The following is a 20,656-nucleotide window of genomic DNA, read 5'->3' as shown; positions in this document are numbered from 1 at the left end:
TCATCAAGCCAGAATTCACCTGCCATGCTCAAACACTCCTGCCTCCGCAGGTAATGAATCATGGATAAGCAACATCACCTGTTTGATTGGGTTTCGACCCCAAGCCTGTCCTCCACCCGCTGGATCCATTCAGCGACGTGCTCGTTTCGCTCAAGAACGGTCAGGTCGGAGCGGTGGAGGTTTTCGGATACCTCCCAGAGGCGTACCTATATTTTTCATTCCGGGAGATAGCTTTTATTACCTGCCCCCGTGGCGACTCAAGGTCTGAGGGAGCTGAGAAGTATCGCCTAAGCGTTTGATTTTATGGTCGGAATGGCCGGATTCGAACCGACGACCCCTTGACCCCCAGTCAAGTGCGCTACCGGGCTGCGCTACATTCCGAATTGACGAGACACCTACAGAAACCGGTCTCTGGGCGCAAGCCCTGATTTCGGTTGCCGGACACAAATTCGCGTCCGGTCAGCGCTCGCCGGCGAGGGCGCGATAGACCGCCTCCGTCCTGTCGACCATGACGTCGAGCGACCAGCGGTCGCGGCGTGCCTGCGCAGCCCGTGCCATCGCGCTGCGGAGCGGCTCCTCTGCGACCCTTTTCATGGCCGAGGCGAGCGCGGTCAGGTCGTCAGAATTGTCGACGATCAGCCCGTTTACCCCCGCTTCTATCACAGTCGAGGCGCCGCCGATGGCGGTGGCGACGATCGGTTTGCCGGCGGCGGCGGCCTCGAGCATCACGTAGGACATCGCTTCGTAGCGGCTCGGCATCACCAGCGCGTCGATGGTGGGAATGGCCTCCGGTCCCGAATGGGTGTCGGTCAGGTGGATCCGGCCCGCGGCGGATGAGGCGGCGATTTGCCGGCGCAGCGCCGGTTCGAGTTCCCCTGAGCCCACCATCAGCAGATGGGCCTGCGGAATAATTGCGGCCACCTGGCTGAAGGCGCCGATCAGCCGTTCGGGCGCCTTCTGCGCGGAGAGCCGGCCGACGAAGCCGAACAGGAAGGCATCGGGAGGAAGGTTCAACGCGGCCCGGATCGCTTCCGCCTGCGCAACGGGCGGCGTCTCCACGCCGTTGACGACGAGGCGGAGGCGCCGTTCCGGGATGCCGAGGCCAAGGGCATGGCTGTATTCATCCCCTGAGACGGCGATCAGCGTTCCGGTGAAGAAGCGGCCGAGCAACCCCTCGATCGCGCCATAGACCAGCCGGCCGCCGCGCCCGAGCGTCGGGTCGAGCGTGCGGAAGGCGTGGGGCGTGTAGACGCGACCCGGTCCCTTTACGCCGGGCAGGCGCAGCCGCGTCAGCGCGCCGGCTTTGGAACTGTGGCCGTGGACGATGTCGAAGCGGCCTTGCGGGCCGAGGATGCGGCGGATGGCGAGAAAGGCGGGGAGATCGGACGGGCCGGGAGACCTTGCCATCGCAACGGCATGGACCCGCGCAAGGCCGATCGCCTCCAGTTCGGTGACGAAGCGGGGCTCGGCGCGCAGCGGCGAATAGATCGCCTCGACATGATGCCCGCGTGCGGCGAGCGCGCGGCAGAGATCGAGGAAATGGCGGCCCGAGCCGCCACCGGACGGTTCCAGCACTTCGAGGATGCGCAGAGGGCGGCCGGCCTGCGGCGGAGAAGGGACACTCACGATGCCGAGGCTCCGGACCGGCGCAGGGCGGTGCGGTGGCGGTATTCGAGCGCGCCGCATCCCCAGACGATGCCGAGAATGAGGAAGAAATGCCGCCAGTGGTCCGTGTCGATCACGGTGCCGATGGCGGTGTGGCCGATGAGCGCGATCCAGGCGATCATCAGGAAAGGCTGCCAGGGGCGGGCGAGCAGCAGGAAGCGGAACCCCATCGCGATCGTCCAGAGGATCAGCGTGAAATAGGAGAGGAAGCCGAGCCAACCGTAGCTCGTCAGCGATTTCAGCCAGATATTGTGCTCGTCCTCGGGATAGATCGTGCTGAACACCATCGGGCCGATGCCGAGCGGCTGTTCCATCGCCTGAAGGAAGCCGAGGCGATGGCGCTCGAACCGGCCGAGATGGCCGCCGTCATACTCCTGGACGAGCTGCGTGCGGCTCGAAAAAAGGCTGGAGACCTGCTCGAACTGCAGCGCGACGACAAGCGCCACCACCATCGCCATCGCCCCGCCGATCGACAGCGTCAGGATCTTCAGGCGGAAGGCGCCGGTTCTCTCCCTGATCAGCATGACGAGCACCATGGCGGCGATGCAGAAGAGGTAGAGCGCCCAGGCCGCGCGCGAGAAGGAGAGGAACACGCCGAGCGCCATGATGAAGACGCCGAGCGCCTTGGGCGCGGCCGTCGCGATCCGGCCGGTCAGCAGGCCGTGGACGAGATACATCGAAGGCGCCACGAGGAAGGGGCCGAAGACGTTCGGATCCTGGAAGGCGCCTTTGGCGCGGTCGTAGAGCGTGAAGGCCGCGCCGCCGGGAATGGCGTTGAAATAGCCGAGGATGCCGAGAAGGGAAGTGATCACCCCGGCGAAGGCCCAGGCGTTGAAGATCAGCGGCAGGCGCTGGTGCCGGTCCTCGATGATCGCGGCGTAGAAGACCGAGGTCAGCACGAGGAAGCCGGACACGGCCATGTACATCGGCCCGCCCGCCATGTCCTCCATCACCGTCAGCGACAGGATGCCCCCGGTCATGAACAGGATCAGCAGGACGAGGAGCGGCGCGACGTTGCGGGAGATCCTCAGGCCGAAGAGCGCCCAGAGGCCGATCAGCCCCGCCATGAACAGTTCGTAGGGCGCGGGCTCGGCGATGACGAAGCCGGACAGGAACACGCCGACGGTGACGAGCGCCGAGCCGGCGAGCGCGATCGCCGCGCGCTGCGGCAGGAAGGCCGGCGGGGCGGTCGAGAGCGGGGTGTGGAGGCCGCTCAATAGGCGTTTTCCGTGTTGAGCAGCCGGATCGGCGTCAGGAACAGGATCTTGAGATCGAAGAAGACCGACCAGTTCTCGATGTAATAGAGGTCGAAGGCAGTGCGGTACTTGATCTTGTCGTCATGGTCGATCTCGCCGCGCCAGCCGTTGATCTGCGCCCAGCCGGTGACGCCCGGCTTGACGCGGTGGCGGGCGAAATAGCCTTCGACGACGTCGGAATAGTTGCGGTTCTGCGTCTGGGCGAGCACGGCGTGGGGGCGCGGGCCGACGAGCGACAGTTCGCCCTTCAGCACGTTGAAGAGCTGCGGCAGTTCGTCGAGCGAGGACTTGCGGATGAAGCGGCCGACGGGGGTGACGCGCGGATCGCCCTTGGTCACGGCATTGCGCGCGGTTGGGTCGCTCAGATGCGTGTACATCGAGCGGAACTTGTAGACGTTGATCGTCTCGTTGTTGAAGCCGTGCCGCTTCTGCATGAAGAGCGCCGGACCCGGCGAGGTCACCTTCACGGCGATCGCCACGCCGAGCATCACCGGCCAGAGCAGCGCCAGCGCGATCAGGCTGAAGGTGACGTCGAAGATGCGCTTGGCGACCGAATCCCAGTCGGTGATCGGCCGGTCGAAGATGTCGAGCATCGGCAACTGGCCGATATGCGAGTAGGTGCGCGGCCGGAAGCGCAGGTTGTTGGCGTGGGCGGCGAGCCGGATGTCGACGGGCAGGATCCAGAGCTTCTTGAGAAGGGCGAGGATGCGTGCCTCCGCCGTCAGCGGCAGGGAGATGATCAGCATGTCGATGCGGGCGACGCGGGCGAAATCGACGAGTTCCTCGACCGTGCCGAGCTTCGGGTAGCCGGCGACGATGTTGGGCGAGCGCCGCTCGTCGCGGTCGTCAAAGATGCCGCAGATGCGGATGTCGTTGTCGGCCTGCTGTTCGAGCGAGCGGATCAGGTCCTTGGCCGGCTGGCCGCCGCCGACGATGACGGCGCGGCGCTCCATCGTGCCGTTGCGCGACCAGTGGCGGATCGAATAGGCGATCACGGCGCGTTCGACGACGAGGAAGGCGGCGCCGGCGAGGAACCAGCTGCCGAACCAGACGCGGGAATACTGCTCGCCGGACTTCATGAAGAAGAGAACGAGGGCCATCACCCCGAAGGCGAGCGTCCAGCTGCCGATGACACGCGGCGATGCCCGGCGCCAGGCGCGCAGATAGGGGATCTGGTAGGTGTCGGCGAGCTGCAGGAAGGCGACCGTCAGCGCCGAGCCGCCGAAGAGGATCGCCCCGTAAAGCACCCACATCCCGGCCTCGTATTCGACATAGGCTGCGTTGACCGCATAGCCGATCACGATCAGCGCCGTCATCTCGAAGAGCCGCAGCAGGCCGATGATCATCGCCGGGCTGTAGGTCTCGGCACCGAACTGCTGCGCGATGCGCTTGGCCAGCGGATTGAGCTCGCGCGGTTCGCGTGCCGTCGGCGTTTCGCCGGGCGCCAGCGTGCGAACCTCGGTGATCTTTTTCCTGAGGGCGTCCGTGTCGAAGATCTCGGGCTTGTCGATGTGGTTCATGGCGCGATTCCGGAGGGTCCGTCCTGCCTTTCCGGATAGCAAAAAGCCCCTAAGAAACGCTTTAGCCGATGGATCGATTTGTCCGCATCGCCGTCTTGGATGGCCCGATACGGCTCAGGAGCGCGCGATCTCGCGGAAGGGGGCGACGGGCCGCACCCTTTCCTCGGGCCGGTCGGCCAGGCGCTCGTAGAGACCGAGCATCGAGGCCGCCATGGTCGATGCGCAAAAGCGTGCGCGGAACCCCTGCGGCTCCGGCATCGCGGCGCGCAGCCAAGCCGGCTCATTGATCGACCGCGTCATGATCTCCGCCAGCGACGCGGCGTCGCAGGGACGCGCCAGTGCGGGGCTTGCCGCGCCGAGCACTTCGGGAATGCCGCCGACGGCGGACGCGATCAGCGGCTTTTCGGCCGCCAGCGCCTCGAGCACGATATAGGGCATCGATTCGCCGCGCGAGGGCACGACCACGGTGTTGGCAAACGAGAAGGCGTCGCGGGTGCGCATCGCCGGCAGCATGCCGATGCGCCGGCCGAGCCCGCGCTCAAGCATCATCTGCTCGTATTCCTGCTTCTGCGGACCGTCGCCGATCATCATCGCCGAAAGCGGCCGGCCGACGGCCCGTTCCGTCCGGGCGAAGGCGTCGATGAAGAGGTCCGGCCCCTTCAGATCGCGCAGCATGCCGATATAGAGGAAGTCGACGGCGCCGGCCCGCGCATGTACGCGGGAAAACTCGCCGTCGTCGATACCGTTGTAGACGAGCGCGCTCGACACGCGCGGCCGGCCGACCTTCGCCTCGTAGGTGCGCCGCTCGAAATCGCAGACGAAGACGATCTGGTCGGTCGCCCGTTCCTGCAGCCGTTCCATGGAGAAGACGGCCCGGCCGGTCAGCGTCCCCCGGTCATAGTGAAGGCTGCCGCCATGCGGCGAATAGAGGCGGGCTACGCGATACCTGTTCGCCCGCAGCACGGAACCGATGATGCGCGCGACGGCACCGCCCTTGGCGCCGTGCCCGTGCAGCACATCCGGTTTCAAACTCCTGATTTCCTTGTAGCTTCTCCAGAACGCCGTCAGGTCTCCGAGACCGACGGACCGGTGGATCGGCAGGCGGACGAGGCCGAGCGCCAGATGCGGGCGGATCTCGTCGAAGAGCGCATCCTCATGGGCGCCGCCCGTGGTGCTGTCGCAAAGGATGCCGACCTCGTGGCCCGCCCGCGCATGCGCCTCGGCGAGATCCCGGACATGGCGGAAAATGCCGCCGATCGGCGATCTGAAGCAGTGGATGATGCGCAAGGGGCGGTTGTCCGGCATGATGAACAGGCATTTCGTCTGTGGGTCTTCGTCGTCGTCATCTTTTCGAAGTGTGCCTGCAATCCTGATAACGAAAGGTGAAGGACGGCGCGTTTGCCCGGCGCGCCTTCCGACCGGCTAGAACAGCCGCTCGCGGATGTAGATCGTGTCGCCCGCCAGAACCGGATCGCTGATCGGCACGCGGCCGGTGACGACGCGGCCGTTCACCTTGCGGGTGATGTCGACCGTGCCCTGATAGGCGCGCGGCGAGAAGCCTCCGGCGATCGCGATCGCGTTCTGCACCGTCATGCCGGGCACGTAGGAATACTGGCCGGACTGGCCGACCTCGCCCATGATGTAGACGGAGCGGTAGCGGTCGACCTCGATCGTCACGTCGGGATCGCGCAGATAGCCCTGGCGCAGCTTGCCGGCGATCGCGCCTTCGAGTTCGGGGAGAGTGTGGCCGCGCGCGGGAATGCCGCCGACGAGGGGAAAGGCGATGTAGCCGGCCTGGTCGACGGTATAGCTGTTGCTGAGCGTCGGCTGCTCGAAGACGTTGACCCGCAACCGGTCGCCGCTGTCGACGCGATAGGGCTGGATCGTCGCCTCGCTGAAGGCCCGCGGCGCCGGCCTGTAGCTTGAGCAACCGGTGCCGGCGGCGGCGATCAGCACGACGGCCAGCGCCAGGCCTTTGTGGGTCAATGCGGATGTCATGGGGCTCGTCGCGCTCCGGAAGTCGTCACCTTGGCGATGTTATCGATCCGTTAGGGTTAATGCGCGGTAAAGGCGAAGACGGAATTTCCTGCCGCGCGGCTCCGGGCTGCGAGGGGAGGGGCAAGCGCCGCGCATTAACCCTTGTGTTACCATGATTGTTTACGGTCGGGCCGTTGGACCTTGTTCGGAGTGGGTTATGTCGGGCCTCAGCGGCGCACATCAGGATGTCGATATCGATCTGAGCGCGCTCTTCCGCGCGATCTGGAGACGTCGCACGCGCGTGCTTCTCGCGACCGTCGCCTGCGCGGGCCTCGCCTTTGCCGGCGCGAGCCTGATCAAGCCGGATTTCCGCAGCGAGGCGCGCCTTCTGATCGAATCGCGCGCGCCGACGCTTGGGGCCGGCGCGAGTGCGGCCCAGAACACCGCCCAGGCCTTTGACGAATCGGCGATCACCAGTCAGGTCCAGGTGCTGCGCTCGGTCGACCTCATCAAGCAGGTCGCCCGCAACATGAAGCTCTACGACATTGCCGAATTCGATCCGACCGCCAATCCCTCGGCGATCTCGGACCTGCTCGTCATGTTCGGCGTGAAGAAGAACCCGCTCGATCTCGCGCCCGAGGAGCGCGTGCTGAAGGAGTTCCAGGAGAAGCTGCAGGTCTACCAGGTCGAGAAGTCGCGGGTGATCGGCATCGTCTTCACGTCGAAGGACCCGGCGCTGGCGGCGGCCATTCCGAACGAGATGGCGAAGGTCTACCTGTCGCTCCAGAGCGGCGCCAAGCTCGACACCAATTCCGAGGCGACGCGCTGGCTGGAGCCCGAGATCGCCAACCTGCGCGAGAAGGTGCGCGAGGCCGAGGCCAAGGTCGCCGCCTACCGCTCCTCCGCCGACCTGCTGCCGACCGGGCAGACCTCGACCTTCGCCGAACAGCAATTGAACGACATCTCCCTCGAACTCGCCCGGGTGCGCGGCGAGCGCGCCAGCGCCGAGGCGAAGGCGGAAGGTGTCCGCAACGCGCTGTCGAACGGCCGGCCGGTCGACACGCTCTCCGATGTCGTCGGCTCGCAGATGATCCAGAGGCTGAAGGAGACCGAATCGACGATCCAGGGCCAGATCGCCGACCTGTCGACCACGCTTCTCGACGGCCATCCGCGCCTCAAAGGCCTGAAATCGCAACTCGAAGGCATCCGCGCGCAGATCCGCGCCGAGACGCAGAAGATCCTCGGAAGCCTCGAAAACGAGGCCTCGGTCAGCGAGCTGCGCGAGCAGCAGCTCGTCCGCCAGCTCAACACGCTGAAGGCGACCTCCGCCCGCGCCGGCGAGGACCAGGTCGAGTTGCGCGCGCTCGAACGCGAGGCCGCGGCCCAGCGCCAGCTCCTCGAAACCTACCTCGCCCGGTATCGCGAGGCGACGTCGCTGACCGGCGAGAACGCCACGCCCGCCGATGCGCGCGTGATCTCGGGCGCGGTCGAGCCGACCGAGGCGAGTTTCCCGAAGGTCGGGCCGATCACGCTGGTCGCCGCCCTCGCGGCCTTCCTCGTCAGTTCGGCGGTCATCATGCTGATGGAACTGTTCAGCGGCCGCGCGCTGCGCCCGGTCGGGCTCGCCGCGACGGCGCCGGCCGTGCCGCGGACCCGCGCCGCGCGGCAGGGATCGCTGCTCTCGGTCGAGGCAAGCGCCCCGGACGCGGCCCCTGAACTGAACGAAGCGCTCCCGGTAGACGACGAATTCTCGATCGACGCGGTGTCGCGCCACATCGTCGAGAAGGAGGTCCGCGTGGCGATCTGCGTGTCCCCCGGCGGCGACGAGGGATCGAGCGGCACCGTGGTGCTCGCGCGGCTGATCGCCGGCGCCGGGCTGAAGGTCATTCTCGTCGACCTCACCGGTTCGGCCTGCCCGTCGCGGCTGATGCTGTCCTCGGCGGCCCTGCCGGGCATCACCGATCTCCTGACCGGGGACGTCGCCTTCGGCGACATCATCCATCCGGACCGCCTCTCGGGCGCCCATGTCATCCCGCAGGGCGGTGCCGATCCGGGCCAGGCGATGCGGGCGATCGACCGGCTGCAGATGATCGTCGGTGCGCTTGCTGATGCCTATGACACGGTTCTCGTGGAATGCGGGCCGGCCGGCGCGGAGGCGGTGCGCCGCATCACCCGTTCGACCGAGGCGAGCATCGTGCTCTCCGCCCCGGACGTGGCCGACAGCGACCTCGTCGAGATCGTCACGGAATTTGGCGAGGCGGGGTTCAGCGACCTCATGCTGATGACCGGGCCGATGGTGCCGGAACCGTCGCCGGACCGGCGCGCCGCCTGACGACAGCGCGCTGGGGTCGCGGACACGCTCAATCCTCGCTGTCGGTCCCGATCGTCGTCTCGCCCTGGCGCCTCCGGCGCAGGCGCTGGATCAGCCCGTAGGCGTGCCTGTTCTTCTTGATCGCCGCCTTGGTCCGCACCAGCGCCCGATGGCAGGCGGCGGCGGCATGGCCCTTCAGCGTCAGCGGCAGGACGATGTCCCTGAGCACGGTCTCCTGCGGGCACCAGGAGCGCTTGTAGGGCTGGTCGCCGATGCCGAAGTCGAAGACGGTGGCGCCGTTCTGGCATTTGTCGCGGATCATCAGGTAGAAAAGCAGTTCGCCCGGGCTGCTGTCGGGGGCGATGCTCTCGTCGATCGAGCCGAACTGGCAGATGACGTGGCCTTCCTTCTCCGAAAGCCCGGCCACGGCGACGATAGCGCCCTCCGAGGCGCCTTTGAGCCGGATCGCGTGCAGCTCCAGCGGCGCGTTTCCCGCACGGTGCGGCATCGATGCCAGTGCATGGAAGAAGTTGCGCGTCGCCGCGTCCTGGAAGGCGTTCGGCAGTCCGTTGGCCTTGAACCGCTCCGCCTTCTGCCGGAAGAAGACGTCGAGCAGGCGGTGGGCCTCGCAGGGCGTTCCGGCGGTCACGTGCTCGTAGCCGCCGAGCGCTTCGAGGCGCCTCTCCGAAACGCGGAACTTCTTGCGCCGCCGCTTGGCGTTGACCTGCGCCAGAGTCGCCTCGAAGTCGCCGAGAAGCGGCAACTGGAACGAGGCGTTCTGGTTGCGCACCGCCGGCATGGCGGCGAGCGGATGGCGCCAGCCGCACCACTCGAACGGCATTTTCTCGAGCGTGACGATGTCGGCGATGCGGCCGAGCTTGGTCGCGAGCGCGGACAGGATGGCGGGGCCAAGGGTCTCCGGCGGAACCGGCGGCCGATCGGTCAGGAAGAGGCCGGTGTTGATGTTGCTGTGCGGCGCGCCGATGAAGCGGGCGATGCGGAAAATCCTGCCCTGCACGATCTCGAGCGGCAGGATGAAGAAGGTGCGTCCGGCGATCGCGCCGCGCACCACGACGACCTGATGCGGATGGTGGCGCGACCAGGCGTCGCACCAATCGAACCCCTGGTGCAGCGAGATCGGCGCCTGCGCCTCCAGCGCGCGCCAGTCGTCCTCGACCGCCGCCATGTCGACATGGACCGAGACGGTGAGATCCAGGGTGCCGCGCTGCGCGGCGGCCAGCGGCGGGCAGGCCGGGACGGCGATCTCGCCGGCGGCTATCAGGTTGAAATCCACGTTCGCCATCGTCCGTCCGCCATTCCCGGGGGCAAGCCCATCGCATGAAGCGAGGGCCAATATGCCGGGGGATGTGTCCAAATTCGATTGCGGAACGGCTTCTCCGAGGCAAAACCGGCGGACGTGGTTATCAATCCGATAAGGAAGCGGACGGTTCGTTCATCCAGCCAGTTGCGAGCGCCCCGGCCCAGTCCTGGCGACCGCGCGCACGGGCGAGGGACGCCATCGCCGCATGGTCATAGGCGATCTCGTGGAACGTCGCGCGCCAGCCCGAGACATCGCGGGCAAGGGTGGCGTAGCGCGCCCGGGGCGAGCCCGTCTCGACGCGATGGGGAAAGGGGGTGTCGTCGGCATAGGCCGGACAGCCGACGCTGCCCGGATTGACCAGCAGCCTTCCGTTGGCAAGCAGCACCGACCGTGGAAGATGCGAATGGCCGCAGAGCAGCACCGGGCAGGCAATCCCGGCACCATGCGCCTCGATCCGCGCGCGGGGGGCGAGGCGCATGGTGCCGTCCGGTTGCGGTTCCTCCATCCAGTAGGCGTCGTCGCGCGCCGGCGTCCCGTGGCAGAGGAAGATCTCGCCGCGATGGACCCGGCTTTCTGGCATCGCGGCGAGCCAGCCGAGATGGGCAGGGGAGATTTCGTCCCGCGCATGGCCGTCCGACGCACCCATCCGCGGGCGCGGCGTCTTAAGGAGCGCCCGGTCGTGATTGCCGCTGATCGCGACGATGGCGCGCGCCATCAGCATGTCGGCGGTCAGCGCCGCGTTCAGCGGCCCGCTCAGATGGTCCCCGAGAGCGAGGATCTCGGTGATGCCGGCCCGGTCAATCGCCGAAAGGACGGCGGCGAGCGCCAGATCGTTGCCGTGGACATCGGCAATAACGGCGATTTCCATTTCGCGCCTCCCGGGTCACTCCTCCCGCGCCGGCCGCTCCATCCAGCGGATGATCAGCATCGCCGGCAGGATCCAGAGCAGGCCGGTCAAAAGGAAATAGAGGAGGTGGACCCACCAGGGCGAGGTGGCGAGCAGCAGCGTCGCGAAGGTCGTCGCCAGCATCGCGTAGACAATGACGAGGACGACGATCAGGATCATGCCGATCAGTTTTCGAAGGCGTACGGGCATTCCATCCATCCAGGCTTTCTGGCCGCCGTCGCAGGCCGCGACGGCATGCCGCAAAAGGGCTGGTCTTGTCTTGCACGGCGTTCCGGTGCAAATCAACGGTCGATATCGCGGCCGGCCCGTCCAAAGGGGACGTCGATCCGGGCCGCGGGGATAACGGCATCGCCGCAGGTCACCGGGCAGATTTCGGTGCGGCAGGCCGCGACGCACATTCGGAGCAAGCCATGGCGACAGCGGAGATCGGCAGATACGGGGCGGTGTCGGCGCGATCCGCGGGCGTCGAGCGCAACCGCAGGCTCCTGCGCGGCTGGCTCGGCATCGTGCTCTTCGCGCTCTTCGCCCTGGTGATCGTCGGCGGCGCGACGCGGCTGACGGAGTCGGGCCTGTCGATCACCGAGTGGAAGCCGATCCACGGCGTCATCCCGCCGCTGAGCGAAGCGGAATGGCAGGAGGAGTTCGAGCTTTACAAGCGGATCCCCGAATACCAGCAGATCAACAAGGGCATGAGCCTCGACGCGTTCAAGACGATCTTCTGGTGGGAGTGGAGCCATCGCCTCCTGGCGCGGCTGATCGGCGTCCTCTTCGCCCTGCCGCTCGCCTTCTTCTGGCTGACCGGACGCATCGAGCGCCGCCTGAAAGCGCCGCTTGCCGGCCTTCTCGCGCTCGGCGGATTCCAGGGCTTCATCGGCTGGTGGATGGTCTCCTCCGGGCTGACGGAGCGGACCGATGTCAGCCAGTACCGCCTCGCCACCCACCTCGTCATCGCCTGTCTGATCTTTTCAGGCTGCATGTGGATCCTGCGGGGGCTTTCCCCGCACAGCCCGGACCGGGCGCCGGCCCCGTCGCTGCGGCGCCTCGCGGGCGTCCTTGCCGGGCTGACGCTGTTCCAGATCTATCTCGGCGCGCTGGTGGCCGGGCTCGACGCCGGCTTCAGCTACAACACCTGGCCGCTGACGGACGGCGCCCTGGTGCCGGCCGACCTTTTCCTGCAACAGCCCTTCTGGATCAATCTCTTCGAAAACCCGAAGACCGTGCAGTTCGTCCACCGTCTCGGCGCCTATACGCTGCTGGCGCTGGCGATCCTGCACATGGTCCAGTGCCTGCGCGCCGCAGCCTCGACGACCCATGCCCGTCGCAGCGTCGTTTTCGCCGCGCTCGTCCTGCTTCAGGCGGCGATCGGCATCACCACGCTGGTTCTGCAGGTGCCGATCCTCTGGGGCGTGCTGCATCAGGCCTTCGCGCTGATCGTGCTCGGCTTCGCCGTCGCCCACTGGCGCGGCTTCTACGGCGCCTATCCGGCGCAGGACAGGACGCAGCCGGCCTGACGCGGGAGATGCCGCCCGGCGAGCGGCATCGGCTCCGGTTCGGCAAGGACCTGGACCTCAGGCCGAAAGCATCAGGTCCATGTTCTGAACGGCGGCACCCGAGGCGCCCTTGCCGAGATTGTCGAGCAGGGCGACGAGATTGACGGCGCTGCCGCCCTTCGAGCCGAAGACGAAGAGCTTCATCCGGTCCGTGTCGGCGAGCTCCGTCGCGTCGATGCGGGCAAGCGCTGCCGAGCGGTCGAGGCCGACCACCTCGACGATCTCCTGGCCGGCATAATGGTCGGCGAGCGCGGCATGGATCGATTCGAGCGAGGCGTCGCCGGAGAGATCGTCGAGGAAAAGCGGCACCTGCACGATCATGCCCTGCGGGAAGCGGCCGACGGAGGGCGAGAAGATCGGCGCGCGGTCGAGCAGGCCGTGCATCTTCATCTCCGGCACATGCTTGTGCTTCAGCGGCAGGCCGTAGAGGAAATGCGGCGCGGTGATCGCCTCGGCATGGCCCGGATCCTCCATCTGCGCGATCATCTGCTTGCCGCCGCCGGTATAGCCGGAGACCGCGTTGACGGTGACCGGATGGCCGGACGGCAGGATGCCCGCGCGCCGGAGCGGCCGGATCAGGCCGATCGCGCCGGTCGGATAGCAGCCCGGATTGGCGACGCGGCGCGACGCGCGGATCTTGCCCGCCTGCGCCTTGTCCATCTCGGCGAAACCGTAGGCCCAGCCCTCGGCGGTGCGGTGCGCCGTCGAGGTGTCGATGACGCGCACGGTGTCGTTGCCCGCAAGCATCTCCACGGCCTGCCTGGCGGCGTCGTCCGGCAGGCAGAGGATGGCGACGTCGGCGCTGTTCAGAAGGTCTTCGCGCAGCCGTGCATTGCGCCGCTCCGCCTCCGGGATCGACAGGAGCTCGACATCGTCGCGGCCGGCCATGCGGGTGCGGATCTGCAGGCCCGTGGTGCCGTGTTCGCCATCGATGAAGATCTTCGGTTTCATGTCGTTTTCCTGTCCTGCCAGTGGTTTGGCGCCGTCTGCCGAATCACTCTGGCATGATCCTCTATCGGTTTGATAACAGCGGGGAGTCCGTCAGGTTGAGTCTGAACCAGACAGACGCTCCGCTCATTGTTGTCGTTTGTCTTTTCGGGATGACCGGAGTCCACGTCATCCCCGACAAACTCTAGGCCCTGCGGCGTGCGAGCCGCTCGGCGTGGAGGCCGAGCATATACATGGCGATGGTCGAGGCGGCAATCGCCGTGACATCGGCATGGTCATAGGCGGGCGCGACCTCGACGACATCGGCGCCGCGGATGTCGAGCGGGGCGAGCCTGCGCAGCACCGAGAGGATGCGCGCAGCCGTCGGCCCGCCCGAGACCGGCGTGCCGGTTCCGGGCGCAAAGGCCGGGTCGAGGCAGTCGATGTCGAAGGTGAGATAGGCCGCGTGGTCGCCGACATGGGCGAGGATCGTCTCGGCAATGGCGGCCGCGCCCATCTCCTCGATCTCGTGGCCGTAGAGGATGCGGATGCCGCAATCCTCCGGCGCATGGGTGCGGATGCCGATCTGGATCGAGCGGGCGGGATCGATCAGGCCTTCGCGCACGGCGCGCCCGACAAAGGAGCCGTGGTCGATGCGGCCTTTCTCGTCCGGCCAGGTGTCCTGATGCGCGTCGAACTGCACCATGGCGAGCGGTCCGTGCCGGGCCGCATGGGCTTTCAGCAGCGGATAGGTGATGAAGTGGTCGCCGCCGAGCGTCATCAGGAAAGCGCCGCTCTTCAGGATCCGCGCGGTTTCCCGCTCGATCGTCGCCGGCGTTTTGGCATGATTGCCGTAGTCGAGCAGGCAGTCGCCATGGTCGATCACCGCCATCGCCTCGAAGAGATCCCGGCCGAAGGGATATTGCGGGTCGTTGTCGAAGATGGCCGAGGCGCGGCGGATCGCCTGCGGCCCGAAGCGGGCGCCCGGCCGGTTCGAGGTGGCCGCGTCGAAGGGGATGCCCCAGACGACGGCGTCCGCGCCCTTCAGCTGCTTCGAATATCTGCGCCGCATGAAGGAGAGCACGCCGGCATGGGTCGGGTCGGTCGCGGCATCGGTCAGGCGGCGCGCGGTGATGGCGTGGTCGATCGTCCTGTTGGCCAAGGCTGTTCTCCGGTCCGGGGCGGGCTTCACCTCTAGCGCAAAGGGGCCCGCGGGTAAATTCTGGCCCGGAACTTGCGAATGGGAAAGGAAGGATATCCGGGCGTGGCCGATCCGTCCCGAAACGGGACGGAAAGCGGCGGACGGTGAACCGACGGTAAACCCCGGGAGTGGCGCATGGCCCTGTTTGATGCATTTTCACCGAGGACGGAAACGAGGGAGACGCTGCGCCGCCGCATGGCAAGCGTCCTTCGCGCGCCGCAGCGCGCGGCGGCGGCCGCCCATCCGGAAACGATCGATTCCATCCAGTACCTGCGCGCCATCGCCTGCTGGTCCGTCGTCGTCTTCCACATCTTCGCCTCGCTGAACAGCGAGCTCGGCTGGTCCAATCCCTTCGCCCTCGGCGCGATCGGTGTCGACGTCTTCTTCGTCATCAGCGGATACATCATGGCGATGATCGTCGCGCGCGACCGGAATTTCGAGCCGCTCCGCTTCCTCCTGCGGCGCCTCGCGCGGATCGCCCCGGTCTACTGGATGTTCACGCTCGGGGTCGTCGCCGTCTCGCTGATCCTGCCGCACCTGATGAACCGGTCCGACATCGGCTGGACGAGCGTGCTCTTCTCGATGCTCTTCATCCCCGATCCCGTCCTTGGATCGCACATTCCCGTCATGTCGGTCGGCTGGACGCTGAATTTCGAGATGTTCTTCTACGGGCTGGTGGCGCTGACCGTCTGGCTGTCGGGCGATCGCGGGCTGATGGTCACGGTCGGCGCGCTGGCGCTCGCCGTCGTCTCCGGGCTCCTCATCGAGGGCGGCGTGATCTTCGAGTTCTTCACCCAGCCGATCATCCTCGAATTCGCCTTCGGCATCCTGATCTGGAAATACGGCGCGGTCGCGACCCGCCATCCGTGGTTCGCGCCGTTCTGGCTGCTGGCGATGCCGCTCGTTATCCTGCTTCTGGTGACGACGGGCGCCTATGACGATACATGGCGTTTCGCCATCTGGGGCGTGCCGGCCGCCTTCTTCTTCCTCGGCGCCCGCAGCCTGTTCACCGCGCGCCTGCCCTGGCTGCAGCGGCTCGGCGACTGGTCGTTCTCGACCTATCTGCTGCACGTCTACGTCATCCAGCTCTTCGTCAAGGTCGCCGCGGCGCGCCTCGCCGGATCGCCGCTTCTGATCGCCTGCGCGGTTATTGCCGTCATCGTCGCGGTTCTGGTGGGCTCCGCGCTCGCCCATCGCCTTTTCGAGAGCCCCGTGACGGACTGGCTCAACCGGCAGATCGCCCGTCTCCTGCCAGCGCGCCGCCGGAGGGTGGCCGTCGCCTGAACCGGGCGCCGCCTGCCTCCCGCTCCCCAACGCAACGAAAAAGGCCGGGTCGCGAGACCCGGCCTTTTCCTGTCCTTGAGATCCGAAAGCGTATCAGCGCTTCGAGAACTGGAACGAACGGCGGGCCTTGGCGCGGCCGTACTTCTTGCGCTCGACGACGCGGCTGTCGCGGGTCAGGAAGCCGCCCTTCTTCAGCACCGGGCGCAGGCCCGGCTCGAAGTAGGTCAGCGCCTTGGAGATGCCGTGACGGACGGCGCCGGCCTGGCCGGAAAGGCCGCCGCCGGCAACGGTTGCGTCGATGTCGAACTGGCCGTCACGGGCGGCCGCGAAGATCGGCTGGCGCAGGATCATCTGCAGCACGGGGCGGGCGAAGTAGGCGGTGAACTCCTTGCCGTTGACCGTGATCTTGCCGGAGCCCGGCTTGACCCAGACGCGGGCAACCGCGTTCTTGCGCTTGCCGGTCGCGTAGGAGCGACCCTGGGCGTCGACCTTGCGGACATGCACCGGAGCCACGGCGGCTGCGGCCTGCTCGCCGCCGCCGGCGACCAGGTCTTTCAGGGAAGAGAGGTCGGCCACGATCAGGCGCTCCTTTTGTTCTTGCTGTTCAGCGCGCCGACGTCGAGGGTGACGGGCTGCTGGGCTTCATGCGGGTGGTTGGCGCCGGCATAGACGCGCAGGTTCTTGAGCTGGCGACGGCCGAGCGGCCCGCGCGGAACCATGCGCTCGACGGCCTTCTCGATGACGCGCTCCGGGAAGCGGCCCTCGATGATCTGGCGCGCGGTGCGCTCCTTGATGCCGCCCGGATAGCCGGTGTGCCAGTAGTAGACCTTGTCGGTGTACTTCTTGCCGGTGAGCGCGACCTTGTCGGCATTGATGATGATGACGTTGTCGCCATCGTCGACATGGGGCGTGAAGGTGGCCTTGTGCTTGCCGCGCAGGATGTTCGCGACGATCGAGGCGAGGCGTCCGACAACGAGCCCTTCGGCATCGATGAGGATCCACTTCTTCTCGACCTCTGCAGGCTTCTGAACGAAGGTAGACATGATGGTCTCTTTCATGAGGGGACCCGGCGCGTCGCCGCCCGGGCGTTTCTTGTTGCTTGGCTTGCCGGATGGGGCCGGCAAAACGAAAACGGTCCGTGACGGACCGCTTTCCGGTCGCAGCTTATACGGCAAGCCGTTACGGATGACAAGGAAGCCTGCAGGGTGAACGGAAAAATAAAGAAAGCAAAAACAATAAGTTAAATGTGTGGTATTTTAATACCTCACTTTTTGCCGGGCGGGATCGAATAGGTCGCCGTGGCATGGGCGACGAGATTCTGGTCTCCGGGCGCCGCGATCTCCGCCGTCAGCACCGCAAGCCGCCGTCCGAGCTTGAGGATCCGGCAGCGGCAGTCGAGCGGCCCGAGCGCCGGCTTGCGCAGGAAGCTGATGTTGAGATTGGTGGTGACGGCGAGCGCGACCGGGCCGATATGGGCGATCAGCGTCGCATAGGCGCAGACATCGGCGAGCGTGAACAGCGCCGGTCCCGACACGGTGCCGCCGGGACGCAGATGCGCGGCATGCGGCACGAGCCGCATCGTCGCTTCGCCCGGCGCGACGGCGGTGAGGCCATAGACGCGGCCGCCGGCATGCAGTTCGGGAAAATCGGTGTCGAGGAACCGGTTGACGTCGTCGACGGTCAGGAGCGGAGAGAGTTCGGGCATGGAGGCGTTTCCTTTCGCGCCAAGGCTCGCCCCGAACGCGGCGCGCGGCAAGGACGACGAAAGTCTGAAAGGGTGGCTTCGCACCGGTTGACAGCGGCGCGACGGGCGCCACTTTTCTCGCAGCGCAAACGGCGGGAAGGGCAGGGCATGAACCACGACGACTATGCGGAGTCCTATCTGGCCGGGATCCTGCGATCGGTGCGCACGATTGCGCTCGTCGGCGCCTCGAAGAACGAGCAGCGCCCGAGCCATCGCGTCATGGGCTTTCTGCTCGCGAAGGGCTATCGGGTGATCCCGGTCAATCCGGGGCTCGCCGGTGGCGAGATCCATGGCCAGCCGGTCGCGGCCCGGCTCGCCGACATCGCGGGACCGGTCGACATGGTCGACGTCTTCCGCGCGTCGGAGGCCGTTCCGGCGCTCGTCGAGGAGGTGCTGGCGCTCGCCCGGCCGCCGAAGGTGATCTGGATGCAGCTCGGCGTGCGCGACGATGCGGCCGCGGCCCGCGCCGAGGCCGCCGGCATCCTCGTGGTGATGGACCGCTGTCCCGCGATCGAATATCCGCGTCTCGTCGGCTGAGCGACAAAGATTTCCCCGGAAGGCCGTCGCGGCCCCGTATTCTTTCTTTGCGTCGGTGCGAAGGCTTTGGGATAGTGCCGCCCTCATGAACGAGGGAGGAAAGACATGACGGACAATCCGGGATTCAACACGCTGGCGATCCATGCTGGCGCCCAGCCCGATCCGACGACCGGCGCGCGGGCGACGCCGATCTACCAGACGACCAGCTTCGTCTTCAACGACGCCGACCACGCGGCGGCGCTTTTCGGCCTGCAGCAGTTCGGCAACATCTATACCCGCATCATGAACCCGACCCAGGCCGTGCTCGAGGAGCGTCTCGCCGCGCTCGAAGGCGGAACGGCGGCGCTCGCGGTCGCCTCCGGCCATGCCGCCCAGCTCCTCGTCTTCCACACGATCATGAATGCGGGCGACAATTTCATCGCCGCCAAGCGGCTTTACGGCGGTTCGATCAACCAGTTCGGCAATGCCTTCAAGTCGTTCGACTGGCAGGCGCGCTTCGTCGACGTCGCCGACCCCGCCGCGATAGAGGCGGCGATCGACGCGCGCACCAAGGCGGTCTTCATCGAAAGCCTCGCCAATCCCGGCGGCACCTTCGTCGACATCGCCGCGATCGCCGAGGTGGCGCACCGGCACGGCCTGCCGCTGATCGTCGACAACACGATGGCGACCCCCTATCTGGTGCGCCCGCTCGAGCACGGCGCCGACATCGTCGTCCACTCCCTCACCAAGTTCATCGGCGGCCACGGCAATTCGATGGGCGGCGTCATCGTCGACGGCGGCACCTTCGACTGGAGCGCCTCGGGCAAATATCCGCTACTCTCCGAGCCCCGGCCGGAATATGGCGGCGTCGTGCTGCATGCGACCTTCGGCAATTTCGCCTTCGCCATCGCTGCCCGCGTGCTGGGCCTGCGCGATTTCGGCCCGGCGATCTCGCCCTTCAACGCCTTCATGCTCCTGACCGGCATCGAGACGCTGCCGCTGCGCATGCAGCGCCATTGCGACAATGCGGCGGCAGTCGCCGAATGGCTGAGCGCCCATCCCCAGGTCGCCTGGGTCAACTATGCCGGGCTCGCCGCCGACCCGAATCATGCCCTCCAGCAGCGCTATTCGCCGAAGGGGGCGGGCGCAGTCTTCACCTTCGGGCTGAAGGGCGGCTACGAGGCGGGCAAGGCCTTCGTCGAGGGGCTCCAGCTCTTCTCGCACCTCGCCAATATCGGCGACACGCGCTCGCTGGTCATCCATCCGGCCTCCACCACCCACCGCCAGCTGACGCCGGAGCAGCAGGCGGCGGCGGGCGCCGGTCCCGACGTGGTCCGCCTCTCCGTCGGCATCGAGGATGTCGCCGACATCATCGCCGATCTCGAACAGTCGCTCGGAAAACTCTGATGTGGTTCATCACATACGTCTGTAAATTCCGCACATACGTAGGACTCGATTCAACCTATGAGTGCGATGTTATCTAAATGATTCGGCTAGTGATTCGCAAGTTTCGGCTTTAGGGACGCCGTTTTTTGCCGATTACGATTTCTCGGCGAAAGTGGTTGAAACACTCGCGAATCAGGTTTCTAAAGCTGACGAGAGGAGGGGCTTTCCAACCTCCTCTCGCGCAAACCGTGCCGGAAATTAAGACCTCGAATAATTAAAGAACTTGCTCTTACGCTGATGCATCCGTCGATCCCGTACGAAGCTCGACCGAGAAATCCCGTTCACTGACGGAGATACGTTTCCGGACAAGCAGCCGGCATGTCGCCTGACATTGTAGGTAACGTAGTCAGGTCTCCGCTTTCAAGGTTGGCGGCACGCGCGCACCTATTTGCAAGACACTAGGTCTTCATTTCTTCCAAAAGTATAGACATCGACGAAGCGACCCGTCGCCCACGAGCTGTCCAAGTTCGACGCGAGCTGCACCAAACGCGATGGCGCGTGACTCGATCGGTGTTTCAGGTTCGGCCTGTCCGAACCCCCTTCAGCGTCGGAACCGACATGCCGGCTTGGGTGAGAAATACAGTCATTCATAAATGTAGAACTCGTATCCTCGTGTCCGCTTGCGCGCAACTCGGCCTGCAAAGACCTCATTTTCAGAATTTCAGATTAATCTAAAATATATAGATGGGATCGCCGATGGTGGACGAGACATCCGATTTCTCCCTTGTAACGCTCTGTTAACCGTACTGCCCCGACGCTTGGGTCGTCACACGGTAAAAAGCGAGGTTTTGAGAAACGGCCGGTTGCAGAGGTGAACAAGGGATTGGGGAGCCGGACTACTCACAATAGTCCGGCTCCAGGGTCCCTTGGGCTATCACACGCAGAGGCTTGCTGACTGACTAGGTTCACAGGCTCTTCCAAGGGACAGCCTCAACATAATTCATAAAGGTTAACTGTCCGTCGTCGAATGATTTGAGACTTTTTAGGCTTTGTAAGAACGGATTTTGCGGCTCGCTAGCGGTTTGATTTAA

18 protein-coding genes and 1 tRNA gene are annotated in these 20,656 nt (G+C 66.0%); 5 read left to right on the top strand and 14 right to left on the bottom strand.

Annotated features, from left to right (window positions below; genetic code table 11):
• Positions 1 to 304 precede the first annotated feature (304 nt).
• The 6 genes from ACEVQ6_RS22655 to ACEVQ6_RS22630 all read right to left on the bottom strand — a co-directional run bounded on the left by ACEVQ6_RS22655 (position 305) and on the right by ACEVQ6_RS22630 (position 6,439).
• Positions 305 to 381, bottom strand: a tRNA-Pro gene (locus ACEVQ6_RS22655).
• Between the two features lie 78 nt (positions 382 to 459).
• The gene (locus ACEVQ6_RS22650; RefSeq protein WP_374891318.1) at positions 460 to 1,629 is read right to left on the bottom strand and encodes a glycosyltransferase; all 1,170 of its coding nucleotides are present in this window, start codon (positions 1,627 to 1,629) and stop codon (positions 460 to 462) included.
• Positions 1,623 to 2,882, bottom strand: a complete 1,260-nt coding sequence (locus ACEVQ6_RS22645) for an O-antigen ligase family protein (protein WP_374891317.1) — start codon at positions 2,880 to 2,882, stop codon at positions 1,623 to 1,625. Before ACEVQ6_RS22645 ends, ACEVQ6_RS22650 begins: the two co-directional genes overlap by 7 nt.
• Positions 2,879 to 4,441 carry an undecaprenyl-phosphate glucose phosphotransferase gene (locus ACEVQ6_RS22640; RefSeq protein ID WP_374891316.1) on the bottom strand — a complete coding sequence of 521 codons (1,563 nt, stop codon included), beginning with the start codon at positions 4,439 to 4,441 and terminating at the stop codon, positions 2,879 to 2,881. The genes ACEVQ6_RS22645 and ACEVQ6_RS22640 overlap by 4 nt, the downstream gene beginning before the upstream one ends.
• 114 nt (positions 4,442 to 4,555) lie before the next feature.
• Complete coding sequence (locus ACEVQ6_RS22635) at positions 4,556 to 5,746, bottom strand: glycosyltransferase family 4 protein (RefSeq protein ID WP_374891315.1); 1,191 nt, start codon at positions 5,744 to 5,746, stop codon at positions 4,556 to 4,558.
• Positions 5,747 to 5,863: 117 nt separating this feature from the next.
• Positions 5,864 to 6,439 carry a polysaccharide biosynthesis/export family protein gene (locus ACEVQ6_RS22630; RefSeq protein ID WP_374891314.1) on the bottom strand — a complete coding sequence of 192 codons (576 nt, stop codon included), beginning with the start codon at positions 6,437 to 6,439 and terminating at the stop codon, positions 5,864 to 5,866.
• 196 nt (positions 6,440 to 6,635) lie between these two features.
• Between ACEVQ6_RS22630 and ACEVQ6_RS22625 the strand changes: the two genes are divergently transcribed.
• A complete protein-coding gene (locus ACEVQ6_RS22625; protein ID WP_374891313.1) occupies positions 6,636 to 8,750 on the top strand; it encodes a GumC family protein in 2,115 nt (704 codons plus the stop codon).
• A 28-nt stretch (positions 8,751 to 8,778) separates the two neighbouring features.
• Here the strand turns inward: ACEVQ6_RS22625 and ACEVQ6_RS22620 are convergent, their stop codons facing one another.
• The 3 genes from ACEVQ6_RS22620 to ACEVQ6_RS22610 form a co-directional block, all read right to left on the bottom strand.
• Positions 8,779 to 10,032, bottom strand: a complete 1,254-nt coding sequence (locus tag ACEVQ6_RS22620; protein ID WP_374891312.1) for a GNAT family N-acetyltransferase — start codon at positions 10,030 to 10,032, stop codon at positions 8,779 to 8,781.
• A 121-nt stretch (positions 10,033 to 10,153) separates the two neighbouring features.
• On the bottom strand, positions 10,154 to 10,918 hold the full coding sequence (locus ACEVQ6_RS22615; protein ID WP_374891311.1) for a metallophosphoesterase family protein: 765 nt from the start codon (positions 10,916 to 10,918) through the stop codon (positions 10,154 to 10,156).
• A gap of 15 nt (positions 10,919 to 10,933) precedes the next feature.
• The gene (locus ACEVQ6_RS22610) at positions 10,934 to 11,146 is read right to left on the bottom strand and encodes a DUF2842 domain-containing protein (protein WP_374891310.1); all 213 of its coding nucleotides are present in this window, start codon (positions 11,144 to 11,146) and stop codon (positions 10,934 to 10,936) included.
• Between the two features lie 221 nt (positions 11,147 to 11,367).
• Here ACEVQ6_RS22610 and ACEVQ6_RS22605 point away from each other — a divergent pair, with 221 nt between their 5' ends.
• On the top strand, positions 11,368 to 12,468 hold the full coding sequence (locus ACEVQ6_RS22605; RefSeq protein ID WP_374891309.1) for a COX15/CtaA family protein: 1,101 nt from the start codon (positions 11,368 to 11,370) through the stop codon (positions 12,466 to 12,468).
• A 57-nt stretch (positions 12,469 to 12,525) separates the two neighbouring features.
• Here ACEVQ6_RS22605 and argC read toward each other — a convergent pair whose 3' ends face one another.
• Both argC and speB read right to left on the bottom strand, forming a co-directional pair.
• Entirely contained in the window at positions 12,526 to 13,458 is a 933-nt protein-coding gene (argC, locus tag ACEVQ6_RS22600; protein WP_374891308.1) for an N-acetyl-gamma-glutamyl-phosphate reductase, read from the bottom strand.
• Positions 13,459 to 13,639: 181 nt separating this feature from the next.
• Positions 13,640 to 14,596 (bottom strand): agmatinase, encoded by a 957-nt coding sequence (speB, locus tag ACEVQ6_RS22595; RefSeq protein ID WP_374891307.1) that lies wholly within the window; start codon positions 14,594 to 14,596, stop codon positions 13,640 to 13,642.
• Positions 14,597 to 14,770: 174 nt separating this feature from the next.
• On the opposite strand from speB, the gene ACEVQ6_RS22590 reads away from it, so the two are divergent.
• Complete coding sequence (locus ACEVQ6_RS22590) at positions 14,771 to 15,919, top strand: acyltransferase family protein (protein WP_374891306.1); 1,149 nt, start codon at positions 14,771 to 14,773, stop codon at positions 15,917 to 15,919.
• 93 nt (positions 15,920 to 16,012) lie between these two features.
• Here ACEVQ6_RS22590 and rpsI read toward each other — a convergent pair whose 3' ends face one another.
• The 3 genes from rpsI to ACEVQ6_RS22575 all read right to left on the bottom strand — a co-directional run bounded on the left by rpsI (position 16,013) and on the right by ACEVQ6_RS22575 (position 17,624).
• Positions 16,013 to 16,495 carry a 30S ribosomal protein S9 gene (gene rpsI / locus ACEVQ6_RS22585; protein ID WP_374891305.1) on the bottom strand — a complete coding sequence of 161 codons (483 nt, stop codon included), beginning with the start codon at positions 16,493 to 16,495 and terminating at the stop codon, positions 16,013 to 16,015.
• 2 nt (positions 16,496 to 16,497) lie between these two features.
• Entirely contained in the window at positions 16,498 to 16,962 is a 465-nt protein-coding gene (gene rplM, locus ACEVQ6_RS22580; protein ID WP_374891304.1) for a 50S ribosomal protein L13, read from the bottom strand.
• A gap of 221 nt (positions 16,963 to 17,183) precedes the next feature.
• Positions 17,184 to 17,624, bottom strand: a complete 441-nt coding sequence (locus tag ACEVQ6_RS22575) for a PaaI family thioesterase (protein WP_374891303.1) — start codon at positions 17,622 to 17,624, stop codon at positions 17,184 to 17,186.
• A 147-nt stretch (positions 17,625 to 17,771) separates the two neighbouring features.
• Here ACEVQ6_RS22575 and ACEVQ6_RS22570 point away from each other — a divergent pair, with 147 nt between their 5' ends.
• Together ACEVQ6_RS22570 and ACEVQ6_RS22565 are read left to right on the top strand one after the other, a co-directional pair.
• Positions 17,772 to 18,200, top strand: coding sequence for a CoA-binding protein (locus tag ACEVQ6_RS22570; protein WP_374891302.1), 429 nt, complete (start codon positions 17,772 to 17,774; stop codon positions 18,198 to 18,200).
• A 105-nt stretch (positions 18,201 to 18,305) separates the two neighbouring features.
• Positions 18,306 to 19,586 carry an O-acetylhomoserine aminocarboxypropyltransferase gene (locus tag ACEVQ6_RS22565; RefSeq protein ID WP_374891301.1) on the top strand — a complete coding sequence of 427 codons (1,281 nt, stop codon included), beginning with the start codon at positions 18,306 to 18,308 and terminating at the stop codon, positions 19,584 to 19,586.
• The last annotated feature ends 1,070 nt before the right edge of the window (positions 19,587 to 20,656 follow it).

The organism is Ensifer soli (assembly GCF_041928815.1).
Classification (GTDB): domain Bacteria; phylum Pseudomonadota; class Alphaproteobacteria; order Rhizobiales; family Rhizobiaceae; genus JBHFEI01.
This window is presented reverse-complemented; position numbering and strand designations above follow the sequence as displayed.